Annotated in this window: 22 protein-coding genes; 10 read left to right on the top strand and 12 right to left on the bottom strand. The window is 67.6% G+C overall.

The genetic code is table 11. The features are described 5' to 3' along the window. Nucleotides 1–3: 3 nt before the first annotated feature. Nucleotides 4–918 carry an acyl-CoA thioesterase II gene (gene tesB, locus IB230_RS10175; protein ID WP_192271818.1) on the bottom strand — a complete coding sequence of 305 codons (915 nt, stop codon included), beginning with the start codon at nt 916–918 and terminating at the stop codon, nt 4–6. Nucleotides 919–976: 58 nt separating this feature from the next. Next, on the bottom strand, nt 977–1,549 hold the full coding sequence (locus IB230_RS10170) for an N-acetylmuramoyl-L-alanine amidase (RefSeq protein WP_192271816.1): 573 nt from the start codon (nt 1,547–1,549) through the stop codon (nt 977–979). A 78-nt stretch (nt 1,550–1,627) separates the two neighbouring features. Between IB230_RS10170 and IB230_RS10165 the strand changes: the two genes are divergently transcribed. The 4 genes from IB230_RS10165 (at nt 1,628) to rlmKL (ending at nt 6,658) form a co-directional block, all read left to right on the top strand. Next, nucleotides 1,628–2,119, top strand: a complete 492-nt coding sequence (locus tag IB230_RS10165) for an MOSC domain-containing protein (RefSeq protein ID WP_192271814.1) — start codon at nt 1,628–1,630, stop codon at nt 2,117–2,119. Further along, a complete protein-coding gene (locus IB230_RS10160) occupies nt 2,116–2,643 on the top strand; it encodes an alpha/beta fold hydrolase (RefSeq protein ID WP_192271812.1) in 528 nt (175 codons plus the stop codon). Before IB230_RS10165 ends, IB230_RS10160 begins: the two co-directional genes overlap by 4 nt. Before the next feature lie 173 nt (nt 2,644–2,816). Beyond that, entirely contained in the window at nt 2,817–4,427 is a 1,611-nt protein-coding gene (locus tag IB230_RS10155; protein WP_192271810.1) for an ABC-F family ATP-binding cassette domain-containing protein, read from the top strand. 95 nt (nt 4,428–4,522) lie between these two features. Further along, a complete protein-coding gene (gene rlmKL, locus IB230_RS10150) occupies nt 4,523–6,658 on the top strand; it encodes a bifunctional 23S rRNA (guanine(2069)-N(7))-methyltransferase RlmK/23S rRNA (guanine(2445)-N(2))-methyltransferase RlmL (protein WP_192271808.1) in 2,136 nt (711 codons plus the stop codon). Nucleotides 6,659–6,674: 16 nt separating this feature from the next. Here the strand turns inward: rlmKL and IB230_RS10145 are convergent, their stop codons facing one another. The 6 genes from IB230_RS10145 to IB230_RS10120 all read right to left on the bottom strand — a co-directional run bounded on the left by IB230_RS10145 (nt 6,675) and on the right by IB230_RS10120 (nt 13,361). Then, the gene (locus IB230_RS10145) at nt 6,675–7,520 is read right to left on the bottom strand and encodes a chemotaxis protein CheX (protein WP_192271806.1); all 846 of its coding nucleotides are present in this window, start codon (nt 7,518–7,520) and stop codon (nt 6,675–6,677) included. A 42-nt stretch (nt 7,521–7,562) separates the two neighbouring features. Beyond that, nucleotides 7,563–7,931: a response regulator gene (locus tag IB230_RS10140; RefSeq protein ID WP_192271804.1), complete on the bottom strand. Its 369-nt coding sequence runs from the start codon at nt 7,929–7,931 to the stop codon at nt 7,563–7,565. Nucleotides 7,932–8,042: 111 nt separating this feature from the next. Next, on the bottom strand, nt 8,043–9,263 hold the full coding sequence (locus tag IB230_RS10135; protein WP_192271802.1) for a serine hydrolase domain-containing protein: 1,221 nt from the start codon (nt 9,261–9,263) through the stop codon (nt 8,043–8,045). 32 nt (nt 9,264–9,295) lie between these two features. Next, nucleotides 9,296–10,786: a CoA-acylating methylmalonate-semialdehyde dehydrogenase gene (locus IB230_RS10130; RefSeq protein WP_192271800.1), complete on the bottom strand. Its 1,491-nt coding sequence runs from the start codon at nt 10,784–10,786 to the stop codon at nt 9,296–9,298. A 22-nt stretch (nt 10,787–10,808) separates the two neighbouring features. Then, a complete protein-coding gene (ald, locus tag IB230_RS10125) occupies nt 10,809–11,924 on the bottom strand; it encodes an alanine dehydrogenase (RefSeq protein ID WP_192271798.1) in 1,116 nt (371 codons plus the stop codon). A gap of 66 nt (nt 11,925–11,990) precedes the next feature. Beyond that, the gene (locus IB230_RS10120; RefSeq protein ID WP_192271796.1) at nt 11,991–13,361 is read right to left on the bottom strand and encodes an aspartate aminotransferase family protein; all 1,371 of its coding nucleotides are present in this window, start codon (nt 13,359–13,361) and stop codon (nt 11,991–11,993) included. 205 nt (nt 13,362–13,566) lie between these two features. Here IB230_RS10120 and IB230_RS10115 point away from each other — a divergent pair, with 205 nt between their 5' ends. From IB230_RS10115 to IB230_RS10105, 3 genes are all read left to right on the top strand, one after another. Next, nucleotides 13,567–14,115, top strand: a complete 549-nt coding sequence (locus IB230_RS10115) for a cupin domain-containing protein (RefSeq protein ID WP_192271794.1) — start codon at nt 13,567–13,569, stop codon at nt 14,113–14,115. 157 nt (nt 14,116–14,272) lie between these two features. Beyond that, complete coding sequence (locus IB230_RS10110) at nt 14,273–15,775, top strand: aldehyde dehydrogenase (RefSeq protein ID WP_192271792.1); 1,503 nt, start codon at nt 14,273–14,275, stop codon at nt 15,773–15,775. 136 nt (nt 15,776–15,911) lie between these two features. Next, nucleotides 15,912–17,198: an MFS transporter gene (locus IB230_RS10105; RefSeq protein ID WP_192271790.1), complete on the top strand. Its 1,287-nt coding sequence runs from the start codon at nt 15,912–15,914 to the stop codon at nt 17,196–17,198. On the opposite strand, the gene IB230_RS10100 is transcribed toward IB230_RS10105, so the two are convergent. From IB230_RS10100 to IB230_RS10085, 4 genes are all read right to left on the bottom strand, one after another. Next, nucleotides 17,195–17,656 (bottom strand): bacteriohemerythrin, encoded by a 462-nt coding sequence (locus IB230_RS10100; protein WP_192271788.1) that lies wholly within the window; start codon nt 17,654–17,656, stop codon nt 17,195–17,197. The genes IB230_RS10105 and IB230_RS10100 overlap by 4 nt on opposite strands. Nucleotides 17,657–17,859: 203 nt before the next feature. Then, complete coding sequence (locus IB230_RS10095; RefSeq protein ID WP_192271786.1) at nt 17,860–19,164, bottom strand: diguanylate cyclase; 1,305 nt, start codon at nt 19,162–19,164, stop codon at nt 17,860–17,862. A 98-nt stretch (nt 19,165–19,262) separates the two neighbouring features. Then, on the bottom strand, nt 19,263–20,555 hold the full coding sequence (locus IB230_RS10090; protein ID WP_192271784.1) for an FAD-binding oxidoreductase: 1,293 nt from the start codon (nt 20,553–20,555) through the stop codon (nt 19,263–19,265). 16 nt (nt 20,556–20,571) lie between these two features. Then, nucleotides 20,572–21,951 (bottom strand): glutamine synthetase family protein, encoded by a 1,380-nt coding sequence (locus IB230_RS10085; RefSeq protein ID WP_192273888.1) that lies wholly within the window; start codon nt 21,949–21,951, stop codon nt 20,572–20,574. A gap of 209 nt (nt 21,952–22,160) precedes the next feature. On the opposite strand from IB230_RS10085, the gene IB230_RS10080 reads away from it, so the two are divergent. From IB230_RS10080 to IB230_RS10070, 3 genes are all read left to right on the top strand, one after another. Continuing rightward, a complete protein-coding gene (locus IB230_RS10080) occupies nt 22,161–22,922 on the top strand; it encodes a gamma-glutamyl-gamma-aminobutyrate hydrolase family protein (RefSeq protein WP_192271782.1) in 762 nt (253 codons plus the stop codon). A gap of 101 nt (nt 22,923–23,023) precedes the next feature. Then, nucleotides 23,024–24,421 carry a glutamine synthetase family protein gene (locus IB230_RS10075; RefSeq protein WP_192271780.1) on the top strand — a complete coding sequence of 466 codons (1,398 nt, stop codon included), beginning with the start codon at nt 23,024–23,026 and terminating at the stop codon, nt 24,419–24,421. A gap of 151 nt (nt 24,422–24,572) precedes the next feature. After that, nucleotides 24,573–25,937 (top strand): aspartate aminotransferase family protein, encoded by a 1,365-nt coding sequence (locus IB230_RS10070; protein WP_192271778.1) that lies wholly within the window; start codon nt 24,573–24,575, stop codon nt 25,935–25,937. Nucleotides 25,938–25,949: the final 12 nt, after the last annotated feature.

Raw genomic sequence — 25,949 nt, 5'->3', positions numbered from 1 at the left:
TCCTCAGTCCTTGGCGGGAACGGCCGATGCCGCTTCGGCATCGGGTACCACGCGGATCAGGCCCTCCTGCGCGGTACTGGCGACCAGTCGGCCCTGGCGGTCGAAGATCTGGCCGCGCGCCAGCCCGCGCGAACCGCTCGCGCTGGGGCTGTCGATCGAATACAGCAGCCAGTCGTCGGCGCGGAAGGGGCGGTGGAACCACAGCGCGTGGTCGAGCGAGGCCATCTGCACGTTCGGCTGGTAGTAGCTGATGCCGTGCGGATAGGTCGCCGTGCCCAGCAGCTGGAAATCGGACGCGTAGGCGAGCAGTGCGCGATGCAACTCCGGCGAATCGCCGACCGGCTCGCTCAGGCGGAACCACACCTGCTGGAACGGCGGACGCTTGGGCGGATTCAGTTCGTCGCGTGGATAGACGTGGCGGAACTCGAACGGACCGCGCCGCGACATCCAGCGCTGCACCTTCGGCGGCAGCGTGGCCATCACCTCGGCCGGTACGGGCGGAGCGGGGGCGATGTCCTCCGGCTGCGGCACTTCCGGCATCGACAGCTGGTGTTCCGCGCCTTCTTCCTCGGCCTGGAACGAGGCGGCGCAGAAGAACACCACGCGGCCGTGCTGGATGGCGGTCACGCGCCGCACCGAGAAGCTGCCGCCGTCGCGCGTGCGGTCCACTTCGTAAACGATCGGCGCCTCGATGTTGCCCGCGCGCAGGAAGTAGGCGTGCAGCGAGTGCGCGCGTCGGCTGCCGGAGCCACCTTCCACCGTCGCTTGGGCGGCCGACAGCGCCTGCCCCAGTACCTGGCCGCCGAACACGTACTTGGTGCCGATGTCGCGGCTCTGGCCGCGGAACAGGTTGTCTTCCAGCCGCTCCAGCGACAGCAGTTCGATCAGTTCGGAGACGACGGGTTCGGGAGCGGGCACGGCAGGGCCTGAATGCGTGGCGAGCGGCGATTATAGCGGCCCGCCGCGTGCGGCCCGGTCAGGGCAGCAGGCGCTGCAGCGGCGTGGTACGCAGCACTACGTCCCAAGGGAACAGCGGGCCCGGATCCATCTTGCGGTGGACGAGCACGTCCGCATCGTCGCTGGCCGGCTCGCAGGCGGTGTCGAGGTCCTCGTGGCCGGCGATGAAGCGCAGCGACGGCAGTTCGCGCTGCAGGTCCGCCAGCAGCGCGCCCAGCGAAGCGATCTGCGCGTCGGTGTAGGGCTCTTCCATCCTCTGGCTGCCGGTCGACAGCCAGTGCGGATAGCGGCCGGTGTTGACCAGTTCGATGCCGACCGATCGCGGGTTGTAGCCGCGTACATGGTGGGCGACGCGCTCCGGCCGCACGTAGACATGCACGCTGCCGTCGCGGTCGACGTAATAGTGGCCGCAGTTGCCTGTGCCTGAGGCGTGCAGGATGCGCTCGCCGTACTCGCGCGCGGTCGCCAGGTCCGGCAGTTCGGTGCAGTGGATGACCACCAGATCGATCTGGTCCAGCGTACGCGCCTCGAGTCTGTCCTCGTAGGGCAGCGGATCGACGATACGTGCGAAGGCGGTGCGTTCGGTGCTCATGCGCCGATGCTAGCAGGCGCGGCGGGCCCCAGGCCGGTCCAGTAAACTGGTGACCTTCCACGTCGCGTGCGGTCGCCCATGCCACTGAATCCTGAATCATCGTTGGCCAAGCTGATGGCGACCCTGCCGCGCGCCGGCAAGGTCGAATGGATCGGCCTGCGTCCCGCACGCGATGAGGTCATGGTCGCTGCCGAGGCCGTCGAAGCCGTCACCGGCGGCGGTCTGGTCGGCGACCGCTACAAGGGCGGCAGTGGCAAGCGCGGCATCACCCTGATCCAGGCCGAGCACCTGCCGGTCATTGCGGCGCTGGCGCAGCGTCCGGATCTCGCGCCGTCGCTGCTGCGCCGGAACGTGGTGGTGTCGGGCATTCCGTTGGTCGCGCTGAAGGGCCGTCGCTTTCGCATCGGCGATGCAGTGTTCGAAGGCACGGAGGACTGCGATCCCTGTTCGCGCATGGAAGACGCGCTGGGTCCGGGTGGCTACAACGCCATGCGCGGCCACGGCGGCCTGTGTGCACGCATCGTCGAAGGCGGCACGTTCCGCCTGGGCGACACGGTGGAGGCGCTGTGATGCGTGGCCACTGCATCCTGTCGCACGGCTTCGAGAGCGGGCCGGACGCGACCAAGGTCACCGCGCTGGCCGACGTGGCCGAGCGTCTTGGCTGGACGCACGAGCGGCCGGACTTCACCGACCTGGATGCGCGCCGCGATGTCAGCTCGCTGGGCGACGTCGTCGCGCGCCAAGAGCGCCTGCGCGGTTTGGCGCAGGCGGCGGCGTCGCGCGGACCGGTGGTGCTGGCCGGTTCCAGCTTGGGCGCCTACATCGCCGGGCGCATCTCGCTGGAGGTGCCGGTGCGCGGCCTGTTCCTGATGGCGCCGCCGATCACGATGGGGCCGCTGCCGGAACTGGACGCCGCCGCGATCCCGGTGTCGATCATCCATGGCTGGGACGACGAGCTGATCCCCGCACAGGCCGTGGTCGACTGGGCGTTTCCGCGTCGCGCGCGCCTGCTGCTGGTCAACGATACGCACCGCCTCTCCGACCATGTCGAGGCATCCGCTCGCGCGTTCGGCCAGTTGCTCGCGTCGCTCTGAACGCACGGCGGGCGTGGCGTTCAGACCACGTCCTGGCTTGCGTGTAGAATCGCGGCCTGCATTCGTCCCAGGTGTTCACGCCCATGCGCCATTGATGCCGCCGTCGCCTGACGGCCCAGGTTCCTCCCGGTCTTCGCGCCGGAGGCATTCCTATGGCATCCCGTGGAATCCGCATGACGCATCCGTTCCTGACGCTCGACCGCGCGTCGTTGTCCCTGCCTGACGGCAGGATCCTGTTCTCCGATCTCGACCTGCATCTGGACGGCCGCCCCACGGGGCTGGTCGGCCGCAATGGCGTGGGCAAGAGCGTGCTCGCGCGCCTGCTGGCTGGCGAGATCGCGCCGAGTTCGGGCAAGCGCAGCGCAAGTGGCTGCGTCCACTACCTGCCGCAGCAGGTCCACGTGCCGCCGGGCGCCACCGTCGCCTCGCTCGCCGGCGTGGACGCTTGGCTCGATGCGCTGGCGCGCATCGAAGCCGGCAGTACCGATGTGCGCGACTTCGAGGCGCTGGGCGATCGCTGGGACATCCGCCAGCGGCTCGCGCTGGCGCTGGACGCGCAGGGCTTGCCGGATCTGCCACCCGGGCGTCGCGCCGATACGCTGAGCGGCGGAGAGGCGATGCGTGTCGCGCTGGCGGGCGCATTCCTGTCCGAGGCCGATGTCCTGATTCTCGACGAACCCAGCAATCATCTCGATGCCCATCAGCGGCAGCGGCTGCATGCGCAACTGGCGCAATGGCCGAACGGGCTGCTGGTGATCAGCCATGACCGCCGCCTGCTCGACACCGTCGTGCGCATCGAGGAACTGTCGCCGCGCGGTCTGCGCACGTATGGCGGCAACTACCGTTTCTACGCGGACAGCAAGACGGACGAGCGGCAACAGACGCAGCGCGAACTGGCGCAGGCCAAGGCTGCGGTGCAGCGGCAGGCACGCGCGCTGCATGAGCAGCGGGAGCGCCAGCAACGGCGACAGGCACGCGGCAACCGCGATGCGCGCGACGCCAACCTGCCGCCGATCCTGCTCGGTCTGCGCAAGTCGCGCAGCGAGGAGAGCGCAGGCCGCTTTGCGGTCCGCCAGCAGGCGGCCCGCGAGCAACTCGCGCTGCAGCTACGGGAAGCCGCACACAAGCAGGAGACGGCGGTCGAACTGGCGATGTTCACGCCGCCGGCCGCGGCGCAGGATCGTGTCGTGGTGCGGATGGAGCGCGCCGTGCTGCCGTTCGTGCCGGCCACGGTCGGCGGGATGGACCTGATTGTCACCGGCCGGCAGCGCATCGGTGTCACCGGTCCCAATGGCAGCGGAAAATCCACCCTGCTGCGGGCGATGGCCGGGCATGTGCTGCCGCTGGCCGGAAGCGTTACCACCCACGTGCCCGTAGCCTGGCTCGACCAGCGTCTGGCCGGACTGGATCCCGACACCAGTGTGCTGGCGCAACTGCGTGAGGCGAACCCTGGGGAGGTCGAATCCGCCCTGCGCACGCGATTGGCCCTGCTGGGGCTGGATGCCCGCCTTATCGAAGACCCCAGCGGGCGCCTGAGCGGCGGCGAGCGCCTGAAGGCTGCGCTGGCCTGCGTCCTGTATGCCGAGCAACCGGCCGGCCTGCTGCTGCTCGACGAGCCGGGCAACCACCTGGATCTGGATGGACTGGAGGCGCTGGAGCGCATGCTGCGGCAATACCGCGGCGCGTTGGTCATCGTGTCCCACGACGAAGCGCTGCTGGAACGGCTGGACCTGACCCACCGGCTCGCCCTGTCGCGTGAAGGTGCGCGGCTGTCGCCCTGCTGAGGTTCCACGGGCGGGGTTTTCCGTGTGTTCCTGCCTCCGATCCGGCAAAATTGCGCCCGTCCACGCGCTGCCGCCCCGAATTCCGGAGTTTTCCCTTGAAGTTCTTTGTTTCCTGCGCGAAAGGCCTGGAATACCTGCTTGCCGACGAACTGCTCGCGCTCGGCGTGCCCAAGGCCACCGCCACCGTCGCCGGCGTCAATGCCGATGGCGAACTGGCGGATGCGCAGCGCGCCGTGCTCTGGTCGCGGCTGGCGAGCCGCGTCCTGTGGCCCGTCGCCGAGTTCGAATGCCTCAACGAGCAGGCGCTGTACGACGGCGTGATGGCGATCGCGTGGGAACAGCACACGCGGTCCGAGCTGACGCTGTCGGTGGATGCGCATGTCTCGGGCGACGCCATCACGCATGCGCGCTTCGCCGCGCAGCGGGTCAAGGACGCCGTGGTGGACCGCCTGCGCCAGCAGGGCCTGGAACGTCCGTCGGTGGACGTCGAACAACCGGACGTGCGCATCAACCTGTCGCTGCGCAAGAACCGCGCGACGATCTCGATCGACCTGGGCGGCGGCCCGATGCACCGGCGTGGATGGCGGCAGGCGCAGAACGATGCACCGCTGAAGGAAAACCTGGCGGCGGCCGTGCTGATGCGCGGTGGCTGGCCGGCGCTGTACCACGAGGGTGGCGCACTGCTCGACCCGATGTGCGGCAGCGGCACGCTGCTGATCGAGGGCGCGTTGATGGCGGCCGACGTCGCGCCGGGCCTGCAACGGCACGGCAACGTGCTGCCGTCGCGCTGGCTGGGGTTCGACGTCGACGCGTGGCGCGCGCTGTTCGCCGATGCGGTGCAGCGCGAAACCGACGGGCGGAAGGCGTTGCGGCCGGTGTTCTTCGGCAGCGACATCGACCTGGGTGCGATCCGTGCCGCGCGCGACAATGCCGTGCTCGCGGGACTGGCCGGACAGTTGCAGTTCGATGCGCGCGATGTGGCGCAGTTGCCGGTGCAGGAAACGCCGCGCGGTCTGGTGGTCTGCAATCCGCCGTACGACGAACGCCTGGCGGCCGACGCCGAGCTGTACCGCACGCTGGGCGATGCATTGCAGCGCGCCGTGCCTCAGTGGCGCGCCAGCCTGCTGTGCGGCAATGCCGATCTCGGGTATGCGACGGGTCTGCGCGCCGGCAAGAAGTACCAGCTGTTCAATGGCGCGATCGAATGCGCGCTGATCGTCTGCGATCCGGTCGCCACGCCGGCGCGCGAGCCGCGCGAGGCGAAGCCGTTGTCCGATGGGGCGCAGATGGTCGCCAACCGCCTGCGCAAGAACCAGAAGAAGTTCAAGAGCTGGCGCACGCGCGACGGCGTCACCTGCTATCGCGTCTACGATGCCGACCTGCCCGAGTACGCCGCCGCGATCGACGTGTACCAGGAAGAGGGCGGCCAGGCACGGACGTTCCTGCATGTGCAGGAGTACGCCGCACCGGCGACCATTCCCGAGCACGACGTGCGCCGTCGTTTCAGCGAGCTGCTGGCCGCCACCCGCGAGGTGTTCGGCGTGCCGCAGGAGCAGATCGCAGTGAAGTCGCGGGAGCGCGGCAAGGGTGGGTCCAAGTATGGCCGCATGCAGCAGCGCGACGAATTCATCGTCGTGCAGGAATCGAATGCGCGGCTGCGGGTGAACCTGTTCGACTATCTCGACACCGGCCTGTTCCTCGACCATCGTCCTTTGCGCCGTCGCATGGCGCAGGAAGCGCGCGGCAAGCGGTTCCTCAACCTGTTCTGCTACACCGGCGTGGCGAGCGTGCAGGCGGCGGTGGCCGGTGCCGCGACGACAACCAGCGTCGATCTGTCCGCGACGTACCTCCAATGGTGCGCCGACAACCTGGCCGAGAACGGCCTCGGCGGCGCGAAGCACCGGCTGGTGCAGGCGGACGCTGTGCGCTGGCTGGAGGCCGAGCAGGCCGAGTACGACCTGGTGTTCTGCGATCCGCCGACGTTCTCGAACTCCGCGCGCGCCGACGATTTCGACGTGCAGAAGGAACAGGTGCGTCTGCTGCGCGCGGCGGTCGCCCGACTGGCGCCGGGTGGCGTGCTGTACTTCAGCAACAACTTCCGCCGCTTCAAGCTGGACGAGAATGCGATCGCCGAGTTCGCGCGCTGCGAAGAGATCAGCGCGGGCACGATCCCGCCGGACTTCGAACGCAACGCCCGCATCCACCGCGCGTGGCGGCTGACGCGGGCGTAGCGCCCAGCCCCGTCGGTCAGCCGACGATCAGGACGAAATCGCCGCGCTGCGACGCCATCGACAGCGCCAGTGTGCTGTCGCGCGCGGCGAGATCCGCGGCGGAGAGCGCGGTGCTCGGCGGATGCGCGCGGTAGCTGGCGTCGTCGGGCAGGGTGTCGCGTACCACGTAGCCCATCAGCACGTTGACCAGTTCGCCCAGCGCATCCACGGCGAGTTCGTCGTCGCATTGCGCGGGTGCGATGGACAGCAGGGCGCAGGCGATCGCCTGCATCGTGGCGCGGCCGCAGCCGATGCCGATCAGCAGTGAGTCCGTACCGGCGTCGATACGGACGTGCGCGGTGACTTCGCAGGCCTCGAGCGTAGCGGCATCGGCGATGCCCGACGCCTGGCACTGGCTTCCGACCAGGCGCGGGAACAGGCGGTTGCTGACGCGGATCGCGCTGGTGGCAGTGTCGGCCAGCGCGTGGCCGGCGATGCCGAGGGCGAGGGCATGGTTGGCTTCGTCCAGATCGCGGCGGTGCGCGACCAGTTCGCTCTCCAGCTGCTCGGCGGTCAGCGTGCCCTGTTCGATCAGGACCTGCCCGAACAGTTTGCGGCCCTTCTTCTGCGCCGCCAGCAGCACGTCGAGCTGGCCGGCATCAAGCAACCCCATTTCCAGCGCGATGTCGCCGAACCGCCGGTCCTCGGCGCGCTGGCGATCGTTGATGCGGCGGGCCTGCGCGGCATCCAGCATCTGGTGGTGCACGGCGAGTTCGCCGAGCAGGGGATTGGAGGCGCGCTGCGCGTCGAGTGCGGCCAGCAGTTGCGCCGAGGTGATGGTGCCGCGTTCCAGCAGGAACTGGCCCAGGAATTTCGCTGCCATGGTGTGGTCTCGTACTGAAGAGGAAGGAGGACGTGCGCGCGGTCAGGCGACCGCTTCGTGCAACACGCGATCCATCACCTCCGGATCGATCGGCTTCTGCAGGTACGACCTGGCGCCCAGCTTGAGGCATTCCTCGATGTCCGCCTGTCCGCCCAGCGAACTCAGGATCACCACGCGGGCGGCCGGGTCCAGCGACAGGATGCGGCCGAGCGCCTGCTTGCCGTCGCATTCGGGCATCACCAGGTCCATCAGTACCACATCGGGCTTGAGCGCCTGGTACTGACTGACGGCCTCGAGGCCGTTGCCGGCTTCGCCGACGACATCGAAGCCGCAGTCTTCCAGTTGGCGTGCGGCCAGCATGCGCAAGGCGCGCGAATCGTCGCAAAGCAGGACGGTAGGACGTGACGTCATGGTGAAGGATCCCCCTGTTGGATCGTAAGACGCCCGCATCGTCGATCGACGCGGGCCGACATGTAGGCACTATCGGCCGGTACAGGGAGATCTTGAGCGGACCGTGTCGCGTCAGGGCGAGGGCGGTCCGGAGGCGAGCGTTTCCTCGATGCGGCTGAACGCGGAATGCGCACCGCCGCGCGAACCGCCGGCATCGGTGGCGAAGTAGGCCACGCCCGTGCCGGACGCACGGTCGACCCACAGCCCGGAACGCAGACCGTAGGCATCGCCGGAATGGCCGACGCGGGCGACGCGGTCGCCGAACGGATCGTCGCCGCAGCCGTCCACGGGCGTCGCCAGCGTCTGCATGGCGAGGCCGTAACGGCAGAAGAAGGCCTTGTTCTGCCCGTCGCCGGTGTCCTCTTCATGGGTCACGCCGTTGCGGCCGTCGAACGTCCACTGCGGCGCCATCATCGCGTCGACACTGGCCGGGGCCAGCAGGCGTATGCCGTCGACCTCGCCGCCGTTGAGCAGCAGGCGACCGATCTTCGCCAGGCCGTTCGCCGAGATGCGCAGGCCGCCCTGGGGTGAGAACAGCGCGCCGTTCTCGCCGGCCTTCCAACGGGCCAGATCGCAGTCCGCGCCATCCTCGACGACCACGGCGCAGGCGGGCTTGCCGGCGCGGTTGTCGTCGCGCACGGGCTGCGCGTCGCGGTAGAGCACGACCGCGCGCGTGGCGGTGGCGGCGTCGCAACTTTCCCAGTTGAAGCAGGCATCGAGCTTCAGCGGCTCCAGCACCAGGCGGCGCATCAGCCGGTCGAAACGCTCGCTGGTGACCTTCTCCATCGCCATCGTCACCAACGGGAAGTTGAGATTGGTGTAGCGGAAGTGCGTGCCGGGCGCGTGTGTGCCGTCCCAAGCCTTCGGGTCGTCGAGGATGCCTTTCAGCGGTTGCCCCAGCGGCGTGGCGTAGTAGCCGGCGGCATCGGTCAGGCTGGAACGATGCGACAGCAGCAGGCGCAGGGTGATCGGCGTGTCGGGAAAGCGCGGATGGCGCAGCGTCCAGCCCAGGTAGGTCGAGATGTCGGCATCGAGATCGAGCTCGCCCGCTTCGACCAGTCGCATCACCCCGATCGACGTCACCAGCTTGGAGATCGAGGCGACACGAACGGGATCGTCGGCGGTGATCTTGCGTCCGGTGGCCAGGTCGGCCATGCCCTCGGCGCGCGTGGCGACAACGCCGTTGCGATCGAAGGCGACGCGCACCTGGGCGACGGGTTCGCCCGCCGATGCGGCCATCGACGAGGCCAGGCAGGCGAGTGCGGCGAAAACGCGGAGACGACGTGAGTACATGGGCCAGTACCGTGAAGGAACCGGCCCCGACTTTACTTCATCGTCGGCATCACGAACTCGGCGGAATGCGTCTCGGGCCAGCGGGCGGTGATCGTCTTCAGGCGCGTATAGAAGCGCACGCCGTCCGGGCCGTGCACGTGCAGCGGCCCGAAGATCGAGCGCTTCCAGCCGCCGAAGCTGTGGAAGGCCATCGGCACCGGGATCGGCACGTTGATGCCGACCATGCCGGCCTGCACGCGATGGGCGAACTCGCGCGCCGCGCCACCGTCGCGGGTGAACACCGCCGTGCCGTTGCCGTACTCGTGCTCGTTGACCAACTGCAGTGCGGCGTCGAGATCCGGCACGCGCATGACGCACAGCACCGGGCCGAAGATCTCCTCGCGGTAGATCGTCATGTCCGGCGCGACGCGGTCGAACAGGCAGCCGCCGAGGAAGAAGCCATCCGCGTGGCCGTCGACCACATGGCCGCGTCCGTCGACGACGAGGTCGGCGCCCTCGGCCACGCCGGCGTCGACATAGCCGCGCACCTTGTCGCGGTGTGCAGAGGTGACCAGCGGGCCCATTTCCGGATCGAGGCAGCCGGGACCGATCTTCAGCGCGGCGACTTTCGGTGCCAGCGCCGCGACCAGTGCATCGGCGGTGGCATCGCCCACGCAGACGGCTACCGAGATCGCCATGCAGCGTTCGCCGGCGGAGCCATAACCGGCGCCAAGCAACGCGGACACGGCACCGTCGAGGTCGGCGTCGGGCAGGACGACCATATGGTTCTTCGCACCGCCCAGCGCCTGCACGCGCTTGCCGTTGGCGCTGCCGCGCGCGTAGATGTACTCGGCGATCGGCGTGGAGCCGACGAAGCTCAGCGCCTGTACGCGCGGCTCGTCGAGCAGCGCATCGACGGCCACCTTGTCGCCGTGGACGACGTTGAACACGCCGTCCGGCAGGCCAGCCAGCTTCAGCAGGTCGGCCATGAACAGGGCGGCCGACGGGTCGCGTTCGGAGGGCTTCAGCACGAAGGTGTTGCCGCAGGCCAGCGCCACCGGGAACATCCACAGCGGCACCATCGCGGGAAAGTTGAACGGCGTGATGCCGGCGACGACACCCAGCGGCGCGTACTCGGTCCACGAATCGACATCGCGACCGACGTTCATCGAATGCTCGCCCTTGAGCAGATGCGGGATGCCGCAGGCGAACTCCACCACTTCCAGTCCGCGGGTGACTTCGCCGCGCGCGTCGGACAGCACCTTGCCGTGTTCCGACGTGATGATTTTCGCCAGATCGCCCGCGTGCGTTTCGAGCAGCTCCTTGAAGCGGAACATCACCCGCGCGCGATTGAGCGGCGTGGTGGCGGACCAGCCCGGAAAGGCGGCGGACGCAGCGTCCACCGCCTGTTTCACGTCATCGGTCGAGGCCAGCGGCACGCGTGCGGTGACGGTGCCGGTGGCCGGGTCGAACACATCGCCGAAGCGGCCGCTGCCGCCTTCCACCCGCTGTCCGTTGAGATGATGGTGCAGCGGATGGCTCATGCGATGTCTCCTCAGGGATGGATCAGGCCAGCGCCTCGCGCGCCGGCACGTAGGCGTAGCCGAGATCGTCGGCGACCGCCTTGTAGGTGACCTTGCCGGCATGCACGTTCAGGCCGTTGAGCAGGTGCTCGTCGTCCAGCAGCGCCTGCTTCGCGCCCTTGTTCGCCAGTTGCACGGCGAAGGGCAGGGTGGCGTTGGTCAGTGCGAACGTGGATGTGCGGGCGACGCCGCCCGGCATGTTGGCGACGCAGTAGTGGATGATGCCGTCCACTTCGTAGGTCGGGTTCTGGTGCGTGGTGGCCTTCGAGGTCTCGAAGCAGCCGCCCTGGTCGATCGCCACGTCCACCAGCACCGAGCCCGGACGCATCAGCTTCAGCTGGTCGCGCGAGACCAGCTTGGGCGCGGCGGCGCCGGGGATCAGCACGGCACCGATCACCAGGTCGGTCTCGGGCAGGCGCTCTTCGATGGCGTCGCGGGTCGAGTAGATGGTGGTCAGCTGGTGGCCGTACAGTTCATCGAGGTACTTCAGGCGGTCGAGCGAGCGGTCGAGGATGGTGACGTGCGCGTTCATGCCCATCGCCATGCGCGCGGCGTTGATGCCGACCACGCCGCCGCCGATCACCAGCACTTCGGCCGGCTTCACGCCGGGTACGCCGCCGAGCAGCACGCCGGAACCGCCCTGCGCCTTCTCCAGCGCATGCGCGCCGGCCTGGATCGACATGCGGCCGGCGACTTCCGACATCGGCGCCAGCAGCGGCAGGCCGCCTTTGCGGTCGGTGACGGTTTCGTAGGCGATGCAGGTGGCGCCGGAGGCGACCAGCGCCTTGGTCTGCTCGGGATCGGGCGCAAGGTGCAGGTAGGTGTAGAGCACTTGGCCGGGGCGCAGCATGGCGCACTCGTTCGGCTGCGGTTCCTTCACCTTGATGATCATGTCGGCGCGGGCAAAGATCTCCGCGGCCGTGTCGACGATTTCAGCACCGGCCTTGATGTACTGCTCATCGGTCAGGCCGATGGCCTTGCCACCGTCGCGCTGCACGATGACCTGGTGGCCATTCGAGACCAGCTCGCGCGCGCCCGACGGGGTAAGGCCGATGCGGTATTCGTGGTTCTTTATTTCCTTGGGGACGCCAATCAGCATGTTGCTCTCCAGTAGCGGGAAGGGGCTTCGCGCGAGGGGGAGCGCTGGGGCCGTTGATCCGTAATTTTACGCGGTTGCCCGTATGGTGTCCGCCAGGACATTCACGATCCGGTCGATGTGGTCCTTTTCCACGATCAGCGGTGGGGACAGGGCGATGACGTCGCCGGTCACCCGGGTCAGCACGTGGCCTTCGTGGAAGGTGCGGGCGAAGACGTCGTAGGCGCGGGTGCCGGGGGCGCCCGCGCGCGGCGCCAGTTCGATGGCGCCGACCAGGCCGAAATTGCGGATGTCGATGACGTTCGGCAGGCCCTTCAGCGAATGCAGGGCCTCCTGCCAGTAATCGCCCAGCTGCAGCGCCTTGTCGAACAGGTGTTCCTCTTCATAGGTATCCAGCGTGGCCAGCGCGGCCGCGCAGGCCAGCGGATGGCCGGAGTAGGTGTAGCCATGGAACATGTCGATGGCGTTGTCCGGCCCGCTCATGAAGGCCTCGAACAGGCGCTCCGACACGAAGGTGGCGCCCATCGGCACACAGCCGTTGGTGATGCCCTTGGCGGCGGTGATCATGTCCGGCGTGACGCCGAAGCGTTGCGCACCGAAGGCGTGGCCGACGCGACCGAAGCCCGTGATCACTTCATCGAAGATCAGCAGGATGCCGTGCTTGTCGCAGATCTCGCGCAAGCGCTGCAGGTAGCCCTCCGGCGGGATGACCACGCCGGCCGAACCGGAGATCGGTTCGACGATGACGGCCGCGATGGTCGACGCGTCGTACAGCGCGATCTGACGCTCGAGGTCCTCGGCCAGCTCGAGGCCGTGCGGCGGCAGGCCCTTCGAGAAGGCGTTGCGCGATACGTCGAGCGTGTGGCGGATATGCGAGACCGCGGGCAGGCCGGGGCCGAACCACTTGCGGTTGTTCGGCAGGCCGCCGACCGACATGCCGCCGAAGCCGACGCCGTGGTAGCCCTTCTCGCGCCCGATGAAGCGCGTGCGCTGGCCTTCGCCGCGCACGCGGTGGTAGGCCAGGGCGATCTTCAGGGCGCTGTCCACGGCCTCGGAGCCGGAGTTGCTGAAGAACACCTTGTTCAGATCGCCCGGCGCCAGTGCGGCCAGGCGCTCGGCCAGCTTGAACGGCAGCGGCGAGCTCATCGAGAAGTTGGGCGCGAAGTCGAGCGTGCCGATCTGCTGCTTCACTGCTTCGACGATGCGCGGACGCGCATGGCCGGCGTTGCAGCACCACAAGCCGGCGGTGGCATCCAGCACCTCGTTGCCGTCGACATCCCGGTAATACATGCCCGAGGCACTGGCGAGCAGACGCGGCTTTGCCTTGAACTGCTTGTTGGCCGTGAACGGCATCCAGAAGTTGTCCAGCGAACCGGGCGCTTCCAGGTTCTGGCGCGCGTAGTGGTCGGCCAGGGCGGAGGGGGTGTCGTCAGTGCTCATCACGGCTCCGGGGCAAGGACTGGGCGCAGCTTAGCGCGTTGAAAAAACTTTACAACCGTGCCGAAGATCGAATCCGCGCCGCCTCCGCTGCCTTGGCCCGCCGACGTTCATCCGGCTGACGAATCGCCCGGAGAACGCGGATTGACCCGTCTGCCCCGGGGTGTAAAGTATCCCGCAACACATCGGTCTTCCGGCAAGGGTGGTGATGGATATCGGCGCACGCCTGCAACTGGTCCGCAAATCCAAAGGCCTCAGCCAGCGCGAGCTGGCCAAACGCGTGGGCGTCACCAACAGCACCATCTCGCTGATCGAACAGAACAAGGTCAGCCCCTCGGTCAGTTCGCTGAAGAAGGTGCTGGACGGCATCCCGATCTCGCTGGCCGACTTCTTCACCCTCGACCTCGAGAAGGGGCTGCCCGACAGCCCGTTCTACGGCGCCGGCGACCTGCCCGACGTCGGCAGCAACGGCATCCACTATTTCCTGCTGGGCCAGCACCGGCCACAGCGGCAGATGTGCATCCTGCGTGAGGTGATGCCGCCGGGCAGCGACACCGGCGACAGCATGCTGGCGCACGACGGCGAGGAGGGCGGCGTGGTGATCGCCGGTGAAGTCGAGGTCACCGTCGGCGACCAGGTCCGCGTGCTGGTGGCGGGCGAGGGCTACTACTTCGAGAGTCGCATGCCGCACCGCTTCCGCAATGTCGGCGAGGTGGATGCGGTGATTGTCAGCGCCAATACACCGGCGACGTTCTAGATGATTTGAGCCCCTCTCCCGTCGGGAGAGGGGTTGGGGTGAGGGTCCGGCGAAGCCAGTGCGTTACCGGCATCGTGGACTCCGCCGAACCCTCATCCGGCGCTTCGCGCCACCTTCTCCCGGTGGGAGAAGGGGACAAACCCAACCTGGAGCCCCCATGAGCAATCCCCGTACGCAACAGGACTGGCAGGCGATGGCCGCCGGCTTGTCGATCCGCACGCAGGCGTTTATCGACGGCAAGTACGTGGATGCTGCCGCCGGCAAGACCTTCGACTGCATCAGCCCGATCGACGGGCGCGTGCTGGGACAGGTCGCCGATGGGCAGGAAGAGGACATCAACCGGGCCGTCGCCGCGGCGCGTCGCAGTTTCGATGCCGGCGCCTGGTCGAACGCGCGCCCGACGCACCGCAAGAAGGTGCTGCTGAAGTTCACCCAGCTGATCGAGCGTTATGCGGACGAACTGGCGCTGCTGGAGTCGCTGGACATGGGCAAGCCGGTCAGCGATGCGCGCAACGTGGACATCGCTGCGACGATCCGCTGCATGGGCTGGACCGCCGAGGCGCTGGACAAGGTCTACGGCGAAGTCGCCGCCACCGGTCCGGACGAACTGGGATTGATCACGCGCGAACCGCTGGGCGTGGTCGGCGCCATCGTGCCGTGGAATTTCCCGCTGCTGATGGCGTCGTGGAAGCTGGCGCCGGCGCTGGCGACCGGCAACTCCATCGTGTTGAAGCCCTCGGAGAAATCGCCGCTGACGGCGATCCGGCTGGCCGAGATCGCCATCGAGGCGGGCATCCCGGCCGGCGTGCTGAATGTGGTGCCGGGCTTCGGCAAGACCGCCGGTGAGCCGCTGGCGCTGCACATGGATGTCGATGGGCTGGTGTTCACCGGCTCCACCGCGGTCGGCAAGCGCCTGCTGCAGTGCGCGGGCCTGTCGAACATGAAGCGCGCGTACATGGAGTGCGGCGGCAAGAGCCCGAACATCGTCTTTGCCGATGCGCATGATCTCGACGTCGCCGCGAAAGCGGCGGCGGGCGGCATCTTCTACAACCAGGGCGAGGTCTGCACCGCGGCGTCGCGGCTGCTGGTCGAGCGCTCGATCAAGGACGAGTTCGTCGCACGCGTTGTCGAGGCCGGCAAGGCGATGCGGCCGCGCCATCCACTCGATCCCGGCGCGCCGATGGGGGCGATGGTCGATGAAGGTCAGACGCAGCGCGTGCTGGACTACATTGAGAAGGGCAAGGCCGAGGGTGCCCGCCTGGTGCTGGGTGGAACGCGCGCCGAGGTGGAAGCCGGCGGCTGCTACATCGAGCCGACCGTGTTCGACGACGTGGCGCACGAGCACACAATCAGCCGCGAGGAGATCTTCGGCCCGGTGCTGTCGGTGATCGGCTTCGACCGTGAAGAAGAGGCGCTGCGCATGGCCAACGACAGCGAGTACGGTCTCGCCGCCGGCGTTTGGACACGCGACATCAGCCGCGCGCACCGCGTCGCGCGCAAGCTGCGCGCCGGCAGCGTGTGGGTGAACTACTGGGATGGCGGCGACATGACCGCGCCGTTCGGCGGCTACAAGCAGTCGGGCAACGGCCGCGACAAGTCGCTGCACGCCTTCGACAAGTACACCGAGATGAAGGCGACCTGGATCAACCTGGGGAGTTGACGATGCTTCCTGTGGGAGCGACGTCAGTCGCGATGCCGATGTCCACCACCTCGGACAGAGGTCGCGACTCACATCGCTCCCACAGCATCCCTGCCTGTTCTGCCAGAATCGCCCCGTCCCATCGACCGGCCCGTCCATGACCGCCACCGCCGTTGCTCCCGCGCCCGCGAACTCCCCCGGCCGCGTGCTGTTCGCCAGCCTGATCGGCACCACCATCGAGTTCTTCGATTTCTACATCTACGCGACGGCGGCGGTGCTGGTGTTCCCGCACCTGTTCTTCCCGCAGAGCGATCCGACCACGGCGACGCTGCAGTCGTTCGCCACCTTCGCACTGGCGTTCATCGCACGACCGGTGGGTTCGGCGTTGTTTGGCCACTTCGGCGATCGCATCGGCCGCAAGGCGACGCTGGTGGCGGCACTGCTGACGATGGGCATCTCCACGGTGTTGATTGGCCTGTTGCCGACCTATGCGCAGGTCGGCGTCGTGGCGCCATTGCTGTTGGCGCTGTGCCGGCTGGGGCAGGGTATCGGCCTGGGTGGCGAGTGGGGCGGGGCGGTACTGCTGGCAACGGAGAACGCGCCGCCGGGCAAGCGCGCGTGGTACGGCATGTTTCCGCAGTTGGGCGCGCCGCTCGGGTTCCTTTGCTCGACCGGGATCTTCCTCCTGCTGACCGAGGTGATGAGCGATGCGCAGTTCCTCGCCTGGGGCTGGCGCATTCCGTTCGTTGCCAGCGCGGTGCTGGTGTTCGTCGGCCTGTGGGTGCGGCTGAGCATCGCCGAGACGCCGGACTTCCAGAAGACGCTGGACAAGGACGAGCGCGTCAAGGTGCCGATGCTGACGGCCATCCGCGAGCATCCGTTCGCGCTGGTGACTGGCACCTTCGCGCTGGTCGCCACGTTCGTGCTGTTCTACCTGATGACGGTGTTCGCGCTGAGCTGGGGTACGTCGAAGCTCGGCTACACGCGTGAGCATTTCCTGATGCTGCAGATGGTCGGTGTGCTGTTCTTTGCGCTGACCATCCCGGTGTCGGCGCTGTATGCGGACCGCTTCGGGCGGCGCAACGCGATGATCGTCGCCACGCTGCTGATCATCGGTTTCGGTTTCGTGTTCGCGCCGCTGCTGGAATCCGGGAGCGACCTGGGCGTGCTCGCGTTCCTGGCGCTGGGATTGGCTGCGATGGGGCTGACCTACGGTCCGTGCGGCACGATCCTGGCAGAGATGTTTCCCACGGTGGTGCGCTATACCGGCGCGTCGCTGGCATTCAACCTGGCCGGTATCCTCGGTGCGTCGCCCGCACCGTACATCGCGACGCGGTTGGGCGAGCGCTACGGCCTGGCGTCGGTCGGCTGGTACCTGGCGGCGATGGCTGCGATGACGCTGCTGGCGTTGCTGGTCATGCCGCGACGCGGTACGTCCCGTTAACCGAACAGGCGCCTCACGGTGCGGCTGAGCCAGCCGCCCTGCTGGTGTTCGCGCACGAACTGGTTGAGGTGCCGTTTCACCGAGTCCGCATAGGCCTTGTCGTCGTTGCGGATATGGTTGAACAGCCAGCGCGACAGCATGCTGCGCAGATCATCCACGATGTCCTCGCCGGCCTCGAAGCGCATGCGGTACTCGGACACGCGCTTGGTGAAGACCTCGTGCACACGCTTGTGTGCGGCGCTGAACGGGTAGCCGGCCTCTTCCATCAGTTCTTCTTCGAAAGCGAAGTGGGAGAGGGTGTAGTCGACCAGTTCGTCGATCACTTCGCCGACGGCAAAGCGCTCCATCGATTTCTGGGTGATGTGCAGATGGTTGATCATCTCCACGATGCGGCGGTGCTGGCCATCGATGATGTCGATGCCCGTATCCATGTCGTCCTGCCAGATCAGCAGTGTCATGTCTCTGTCCCCTGCCGGCGGATGCCGGAATGCAGGGGAAATCTAGGTGCGCGCCCGCGTCGCGGCATTGATCGGGATCAATGCTGCGACAGAGGGTCGCAGGGAGCTGACATGGTGACAGGTGTGGGAGCGACGTAAGTCGCGAGCTTTGCAGCCGCTGAGGTGGAAGCTCGCGACTTACGTCGCTCCCACAGGAAAGAGGATCAGCCGCTTGAGACCACCCGGTTCCGCCCACCCGCCTTGGCCAGGTACAGCCGACGATCCGCTTCGCTGATCAGGTGGTTGAGCGTCTGGCCCGGGAAGCGGGTGCGGAACACGCCGATGCTGACGGTCATGCGCAGCTTGTGGCTGCCGACATCGACCTCCAGCGCCTCGATCGTGGCGCGCAGCGACTCGAAGTAGTCGACCGATTCGCTCTCGCCCAGGTACGGCACCAGGGCGCAGAACTCCTCGCCGCCGAAGCGGGCGATCAGGTCCTGCGAGCCGGCATGGCGCGCGATGGCCTGGGCGACCGCCTTCAGCGCGACGTCGCCCGCCTCATGACCGTAGCTGTCGTTGATGTGCTTGAAGTGGTCGATGTCGATGATCGCCGCGGTAACGGCCTGCTGGCGTCCCAGCGTGTTGGGCAGCAGTGCGTGGCACTCGGCCAGGAAGTGACGGCGGTTGGGCAGGCCGGTCAGGAAGTCGCGGGTGGCGAGGTCCTGCAGGGTGCCGATCAGTTCCAGCTGGTCGATGTTCTGCGAGACGCGGCAGAAGAACTCCTCGCGCGAAAAGGGTTTATGCAGGAAGTCGTTGGCGCCGCTCTTCAGGAAGCGCGGTACCAGGCTGCCGTCGCTGGTGCCGGAAATGCCGATGATCGCCAGGTGGTCGCGCGCGTGGCGCGCACGCAGGCGGCGAGTGAACTCATGGCCCTTCATGCCCGGCATTTCCTGATCGACGATGGCCAGGCGGATGTCAGGATTCGCGTCCAGCATCGCCAGCCCGGCTTCGCCGTCGGCCGCTTCCACCACACGGAAGCCGTACATCGACAGCAGTGCCGCCGCATGCTGGCGGGCGGAGCGGGAGTCGTCGACGATCAGCGCGGCGATGCGGCGGTTGCGTTCCAGCCGCTGCACCAGCCAGACCAGGTAGTCGATGCTGCCCGGGGTGTTCTTCAGTACGTAGTCCACAACCTGCCGGCGCAGCACCTGTTCGCGCATCGCGTCGTCGTAGACGCCGCTGACCACGACCGTCGGCAACTGGCGCGACAGGAAGAACTCGACGACCTCATCGTGGCTGCCATCGGCCAGCACCAGGCTGGTGACCACCATGAACCAGTCCGGATGCTTTTCCAGCGCCGTGCGTGCCTCGGCCAGCGTGGCGGCATAGACCACGGGCAGGGCGAGCTTCTGCTCGATCGCCTCGCCGATCAGACGCGCATGCGTGCGCGAGTTCTCCACCACCAGGATGCGCTGGGGGAGGGGGGCGGCGTTGGCGATGCTGGGTGCGACGCGTTGCGGACTGGACATGCTCGGGGAGGCCGAGGAAGGTTTCCTGTCACGTCTATCGGCGCATGCGGGTGGAACTTGAGAGCGGCGTCACGGAATAGGACGACGTGCCGGGCGCCTCACCAGAGCGCGTCGCGCAGCTTGTACCAGGCCATGGCCGCGACCAGCAGCGGTGTGCGCAGGGTGCGACCGCCGGGGAACGGGTGGTGGTGGATCTTCGCGAACAGGTCGAGCCGCTCGGACTGGCCGCGGATGGCCTCGGCCATCACCGTGCCCGCCAGTCCCGCGGCGATCAGGCCATGGCCGGAGAAGCCCTGCGCGAAGTACAGGTTCGGCGACAACCGACCCCAGTGCGGAGCGCGGTTGAGCGAGATGTCGATCATCCCGCCCCACAGGTATTCGATGCCGACATCGCGCAGCTGCGGAAACACCCGGTGCATGCGTCGCGTCATCACGCCGCGCAGGTTGGGCGGAGTCATCGTCGAGTAGCTGGCGCGGCCGCCGAACAGCAGCCGGTGGTCGCGACCGAGGCGGAAGTAGTCCAACGCCCAGTTGGTGTCGGCCACCGCCATGTCGTTGCGGATCAGGTCGCGTGCGCGCGCCTCGCCGAGCGGTGGAGTGGCGGCGATGTAGGTGCCGACGGGCATCATCCGCGACTCCAGCTCCGGGGCGATGCCGCGCAGCAGCGCGTTGCCGGCCAGGATCGCGGTGTCGCAGACGACTTCGCCCTGTGCGGTCTTCAGTACGGGGCGCGCACCGCGTACCAGTTCGGTCACGCGGGAGCTTTCGAAGATGCGGACGCCCGCCTCCAGTGCGGCGCGCCCGAGGCCGAGCGCGTAGGCCAGCGGATGCAGGTGGCCGCTGACCGGGTCGTACATCGCGCCCAGGTAGCGCTCGCTGGCGAGTTCGGCGCGCAGGCGCTCGCGATTCCACCACTGCACTGGATGTCCGTAGCGCGTGTTGAAATCCTCGACGGCGTGTTCGACGTCGCGCTGCTGCCGAGGCTTGATCGGCACGGTGGCATGGCCGTCGCGCCAGTCGCAGGCGATGCCGTGCCGGTCGATCCGGCCGCGCAGCCAGCGCAGGCCGTCCACCGACAGGTCGAACATCTTCTTCGCGTCGTCGAAGCCCACCAGCGCTTCCAGCTTGGCTTCGCCGCAGCCGAAGCCGGCGATGGCCTGGCCGCCGTTGCGTCCCGACGCGCCCCAGCCGATACGCTCGGCCTCCAGCACGACGACCCTGTAGCCGGCTTCGGCCAGTTCCAGCGCTGCCGACAGACCGGTGTAGCCGGCGCCGAGGATGCAGACGTCCGCGTCGATCCCGCCTTCCAGCGTGGGCTGGGCGGGCAGGGGCGTGGTGCTGGCGGCGTACCAGCTGTCGGGGTAGGTGCGCGGGGAGGGCGGCGGCGTCATCTGAAAACGGCCCCGCTTACACCGACCGCAGGTACCACGCGTACTCCAGATCGGTCACCTCGGCGTAGAAGCTGTGCATCTCCTTGAGCTTCTGCTGGCCATAGATGTGCTGGAACGAAGTGCCGAACTGTTCGCGGATGAACTCGCTGCCCATGAACGACCCGATCGCCTCGCGCCAGAACGGCGTGCGGATCTCGGTCTGGTCGTAGGCGTTGCCGGTGATCGGCGGGCCGGGATCGAAGCCGTGTTCCATGCCGTGCAGCATCCCAGCCAGCACCGCGGCGGTGACCAGATAGATGTTGGCGTCTGCGCCGGCGATGCGGTGCTCGATGCGCGTGTTCGCCTCGTCGCTGTGCGGAATGCGCATGGCGACGGTACGGTTGTTGTAGCCCCACACGTCGTTGAGCGGTACGAATGCGTTCAACACGAAGCGCCGGTAGCTGTTGGCGTGCGGCGCGAACAGCAGCAGGCAATCCTGGTCACTGCGCTGCAGGCCGCCGATGGCGTGCTTCAGCGCATCTGCTGGTTCGGACGGCGGCGACGCGAAGATGTTGCGGCCTTCGGCATCCAGCACGCTGGCGTGGATATGCATGCCGCTGCCGGCCTGTTCGGCGAACGGCTTGGCCATGAAGCTGGCCATCAGGCCCTGCTGCTGCGCGACCGCCTTGATCGCGCGCTTCAGGTAGATGGCGTCGTCGCAGGCGAGCAGGGCGTCGTCGCGGTGCTTGAGGTTGATCTCGAACTGGCCCGGCGCGTATTCCGCCACGGCGGTGTCGGCTGGGATACGCTGCGCGCGGCAGGCGGCGGCCACGCCATCGGTGAAGCCGCGATAGTCGTTGAGGTCTTCCATGTAGTAGACCTGCGTACTGGTGTTGCGCTGTCCGGTGACCGGATTGATCGAGGTGCGCGGGCGGCCGGCATCGTCCATGCGCTGGTCGAACAGGTAGAACTCCAGTTCCACCGCGACCACCGGCTTCAGGCCGCGCGCGGCGTATCGCGCCAGCACGCGCTTGAGCACTTCGCGCGGGTTGGCATCGAACATGCCGCCCTGCGCGTCCTCCATGCTCAGCAGCAACTGTGCGGCGGGGCGCGGCGACCAGGGCACCGGCCGCAACGAGCCCGGCACCGGACGGCAGATGCGGTCCTCGTCGCCGATGTCGTAGCCCAGCCCGGTTTCTTCCACGGTGTTGCCGGTGATGTCGGTCGCGATCAGCGACATCGGCAGACAGACGCCATCGCGGTAGACCTTCTCCAGCGCGTCGCGGGTGACGCGCTTGCCGCGCAGCAGGCCATTCATGTCCGGCAGCAGCAGGTCGACCTGCTCGCAATCGGGAAGTGCAGCCAGCGTGGCGGCGTCGTCATCGGGCAGGGAAGGCGCAGCGAAATCGGGGCGCATGGTGGTCATCCAGGAGGCTGCGGGGCAGCTTAGCAGAGCAGTCGATGCGTCAAGAATACTCAACGGAGGGATTTCCGTAACTGGCGGAAATGCCCGTATTTGGTGCCGCGGCGCACCATATCAGCGCTGAAAACGTCATTCGAAGGCGTCGTGTTGTAAAAATAAAACGGCCGGGTTAACGTGCCTGCAAGCCATTTCGGGCTTCCTGCATGACCCCGCTGCCGCGGGTCGGTCTGCCGACCGACCACAAGCAAATCGGTGCGCATCCCTTCCTTGCCGTTGGCGAGAAGTACGTGCGCGCGGTGGTCGACGGGGCGGGCTGCCTGCCGCTGCTGATCCCGACGCTGGATCCGGTGTTGCCGTTGCGGCAGGTGCTCGATGGCCTGGACGGGCTGTTGCTGACCGGTGCGGTCAGCAACATCGAGCCGCACCATTACAGCGACGAGTCCAGCTACGAAGGCAACCTGCTGGATCCGCGCCGCGACGCCACCAATCTGCCGCTGATCCCGCTCGCCATCGAGTTGGGGGTGCCGGTGCTGGCGATCTGCCGCGGCTTCCAGGAGGTCAACGTGGCGTTCGGGGGCAGCCTGTACCAGAAGGTGCATGAGCAGCCCGGTTTCATGGACCACCGCGAGAACAAGGACGATCCGCTCGACGTGCAGTACGGGCCCGCGCATGACATCGCACTGGTGCCGGGCGGTGTGCTGGCCACGCTGGTCGGCGACACGCAGGCCACCGTCAATTCGCTGCATGGGCAAGGCGTACGCCGGCTGGGCGACGGCCTGGTGGTCGAGGCACAGGCACCGGACGGCCTGATCGAAGCGTTCCGCCACGACGGTGCCGCCTTCATGCTGGCCGTGCAGTGGCATCCGGAATGGAAGGTCGTGGAGAACCCGTTCTACCTGGCGATCTTCCAGGCGTTCGGCAACGCGTGTCGTGCCCGTGCGGCACGGCGTGGAGCTGCAGCATGAAGCGGCGGCATCCCCCGCCATGGGAGGGCGGGCGCTGACGCGCCCGTGCCGCATGCGACCGGCGCAGTGTGCCGGCCTTTCCCTCCCAGGACCGTCTTTCCATGAGCCAGAAACAATCCCAGCGGAAAAAGAGCAAGACCGACACCGCCGAGCAGTCCGAAAGCTCGCTGCGGCGCTGGCTGAAGGAGCGCAGCATCACCGAGGTCGAATGCCTGGTGCCGGATATCACCGGCAATGCGCGCGGCAAGATCATCCCGGCCGACAAGTTCAGCCACGACTACGGCACGCGTCTGCCGGAGGGCATCTTCGCCACCACCGTCACCGGCGATTATCCGGACGACTACTACGAACTGACATCGCCGTCGGATTCCGACATGTTCCTGCGACCGGACCCCGACACGGTGCGGATGGTGCCGTGGGCCGCCGATGCGACCGCGCAGGTCATCCACGACTGCTACACGAAGGACGGCAAGCCGCACGAGCTGGCACCGCGCAACGTGTTGCGCCGCGTGCTGGCCGCGTACGAGAAGGAGGGCCTGCGCCCGGTCGTCGCGCCGGAGCTTGAATTCTTCCTGGTGCAGAAGAACACCGACCCGGATTTCCCGCTGCTGCCGCCTGCCGGCCGTTCCGGTCGGCCCGAAACGGCGCGGCAGTCGTATTCGATCGACGCGGTCAACGAATTCGATCCCATCCTCGACCTGATGTACGACTACTGCGAGGCGATGGAACTGGACGTGGACACGCTGATCCACGAATCCGGCGCGGCGCAGCTTGAAGTCAACTTCACCCACGACGATGCGCTGTCGCGCGCCGACCAGGTGTTCCTGTTCAAGCGCACGATGCGCGAGGCCGCCCTGCGCCACGGGGTGTACGCCACGTTCCTGGCCAAGCCGATGGAGAACGAACCGGGCAGCGCCATGCATATCCACCAGAGCCTGCTGGACATCAGGACCGGCCGCAACGTATTCACCGGCAAGAGCGAGGGCAAGGGCAGCAAGCTGTTCGGGCACTACCTGGCCGGTCTGCAGAAGTACGTGCCGATGGCGATGGCGTTCTTCGGCCCCAACGTCAATTCCTACCGCCGGCTGGCGCTGGGCCAGGTGGCGCCGATCAACGTGCAGTGGGGCTACGACAACCGCACCTGCGGCCTGCGCGTGCCGATGGATACGCCGGAGAACATGCGCGTGGAGAGCCGCTTCGCCGGTTCCGACGCCAATCCCTACCTCGCCATGGCCGGCACGCTGGCCTGCGGCCTGCTCGGCATCCGCGAGCAGCTCAAGCCGACCGAGCCGCTGGCCAGCAGCGCGCAGGACATCGGTTTCGAACTGCCGCGCTCGCTGGGCGAGGCGCTGGACGAACTGGAAGGCAGCAAGCCGCTGCAGGAGCTGATGGGCGCGCGCTTCGTGCGCGCCTACGTCTCGGTCAAGCGCAAGGAGTACGAGACCTTCTTCCGCGTGATCAGTTCGTGGGAGCGGGAATTCCTGTTGTTGAACGTCTGATAGTTGTTCCCTTCTCCCGCCGGGAGAAGGTGGCGCGAAGCGCCGGATGAGGGTGCGGCGACATCGGGACGGTTGACCGTCAAAGATTCCGCCGAACCCTCACCCCAACCCCTCTCCCGGTGGGAGAGGGGCTCGACATCACGGAGCCCTTATGAGCCAACTCGACACCCGCACCCTGCAGAAGCTCGACGCCGAGCACCACCTGCATCCGTTCAACGACAACGCCGCGCTGGCGAAGAAGGGCACGCGCATCCTGACCAAGGGTGAGGGCTGCTATGTCTGGGATGCCGACGGCAACCAACTGCTCGACGCGTTCGCCGGCCTGTGGTGCGTCAACATCGGCTACGGCCGCAAGGAGCTGGGCGAGGCCGCGTCGAAGCAGATGACGCAGCTGGCCTACTACAACAGCTTCTTCCAGTGCACGACCGAGCCGACCATCGCGCTCGCGGCCAAGCTGGCCGAACTCGCGCCCGGCGACCTCAACCATTCGTTCTTCGTCAATTCCGGTTCGGAAGCCAACGACACCATCCTGCGCATGGTCCGCCACTTCTGGGCGGTGCAGGACCAGCCGCAGAAGAACATCTTCATCGGCCGCCACGACGGCTACCACGGCACCACGATGGCCGGCGCCAGCCTGGGCGGCATGAAGGGCATGCACAAGCAGGGCGGCCTGCCGATCCCGGACATCCACCACATCGATCCGCCGTTCTGGTTCGCCGATGGCGGCGACCTGTCCGAGGACGAGTACGGCCTGGTCGCGGCGCGCCGGCTGGAGCAGAAGATCCTCGAACTGGGGCCGGACCGCGTGGCGGCCTTCATTGCTGAGCCGATCATGGGTGCCATCGGCGTCTACATCCCGCCGATGACCTACTGGCCGGAGATCGAGCGGATCTGCAGGAAGTACGACGTGCTGCTGGTGGCCGACGAGGTCATCTGCGGCTTCGGCCGCACCGGCGAGTGGTTCGGCTCGCAGTACTTCGGCTTCCAGCCGGACATCATGCCGGTCGCCAAGGGCATCACGTCGGGTTACATCCCGCTGGGTGCGGCGATGTTCAACGACCGCGTGGCCAAGGTGCTGAAGGAGCAGGGCGGCGAACTCGCCCACGGCGCGACGTATTCCGGCCATCCCGTCTGCGCGGCCGTGGCGCTGGAGAACATCCGCATCCTGCAGGACGAGAAGATCGTCGAGACAGCCAAGAACGAGATCGCGCCGTACCTGGCGCAGCGCTGGGCCGAGCTCGGCGAACACCGCCTGGTCGGGCAGGCGCGCATCGCCGGCATGGTCGGTGCGCTGGAACTGGTGCCGGACAAGGGCAAGCGCGCGTTCTTCCCCGAGCGCGGCACCGTGGGGCCGCGCTGCCGCGACCACGCGCTGAAGCACGGGCTGATCCTGCGCGCGACCTGGGACGCCATGTTGCTGTCGCCGCCGTTGATCATCACCCGTGCGCAGGTCGACGAACTGTTCGACAAGACGTGGAAAGCGCTCAACGACACCGCGGCGGACCTGGGCATGTAACGGCGCCGGACC

It is taken from the genome of Pseudoxanthomonas sp. PXM01, assembly GCF_014851815.1.
GTDB lineage: Bacteria > Pseudomonadota > Gammaproteobacteria > Xanthomonadales > Xanthomonadaceae > Pseudoxanthomonas_A.
This window is presented reverse-complemented; position numbering and strand designations above follow the sequence as displayed.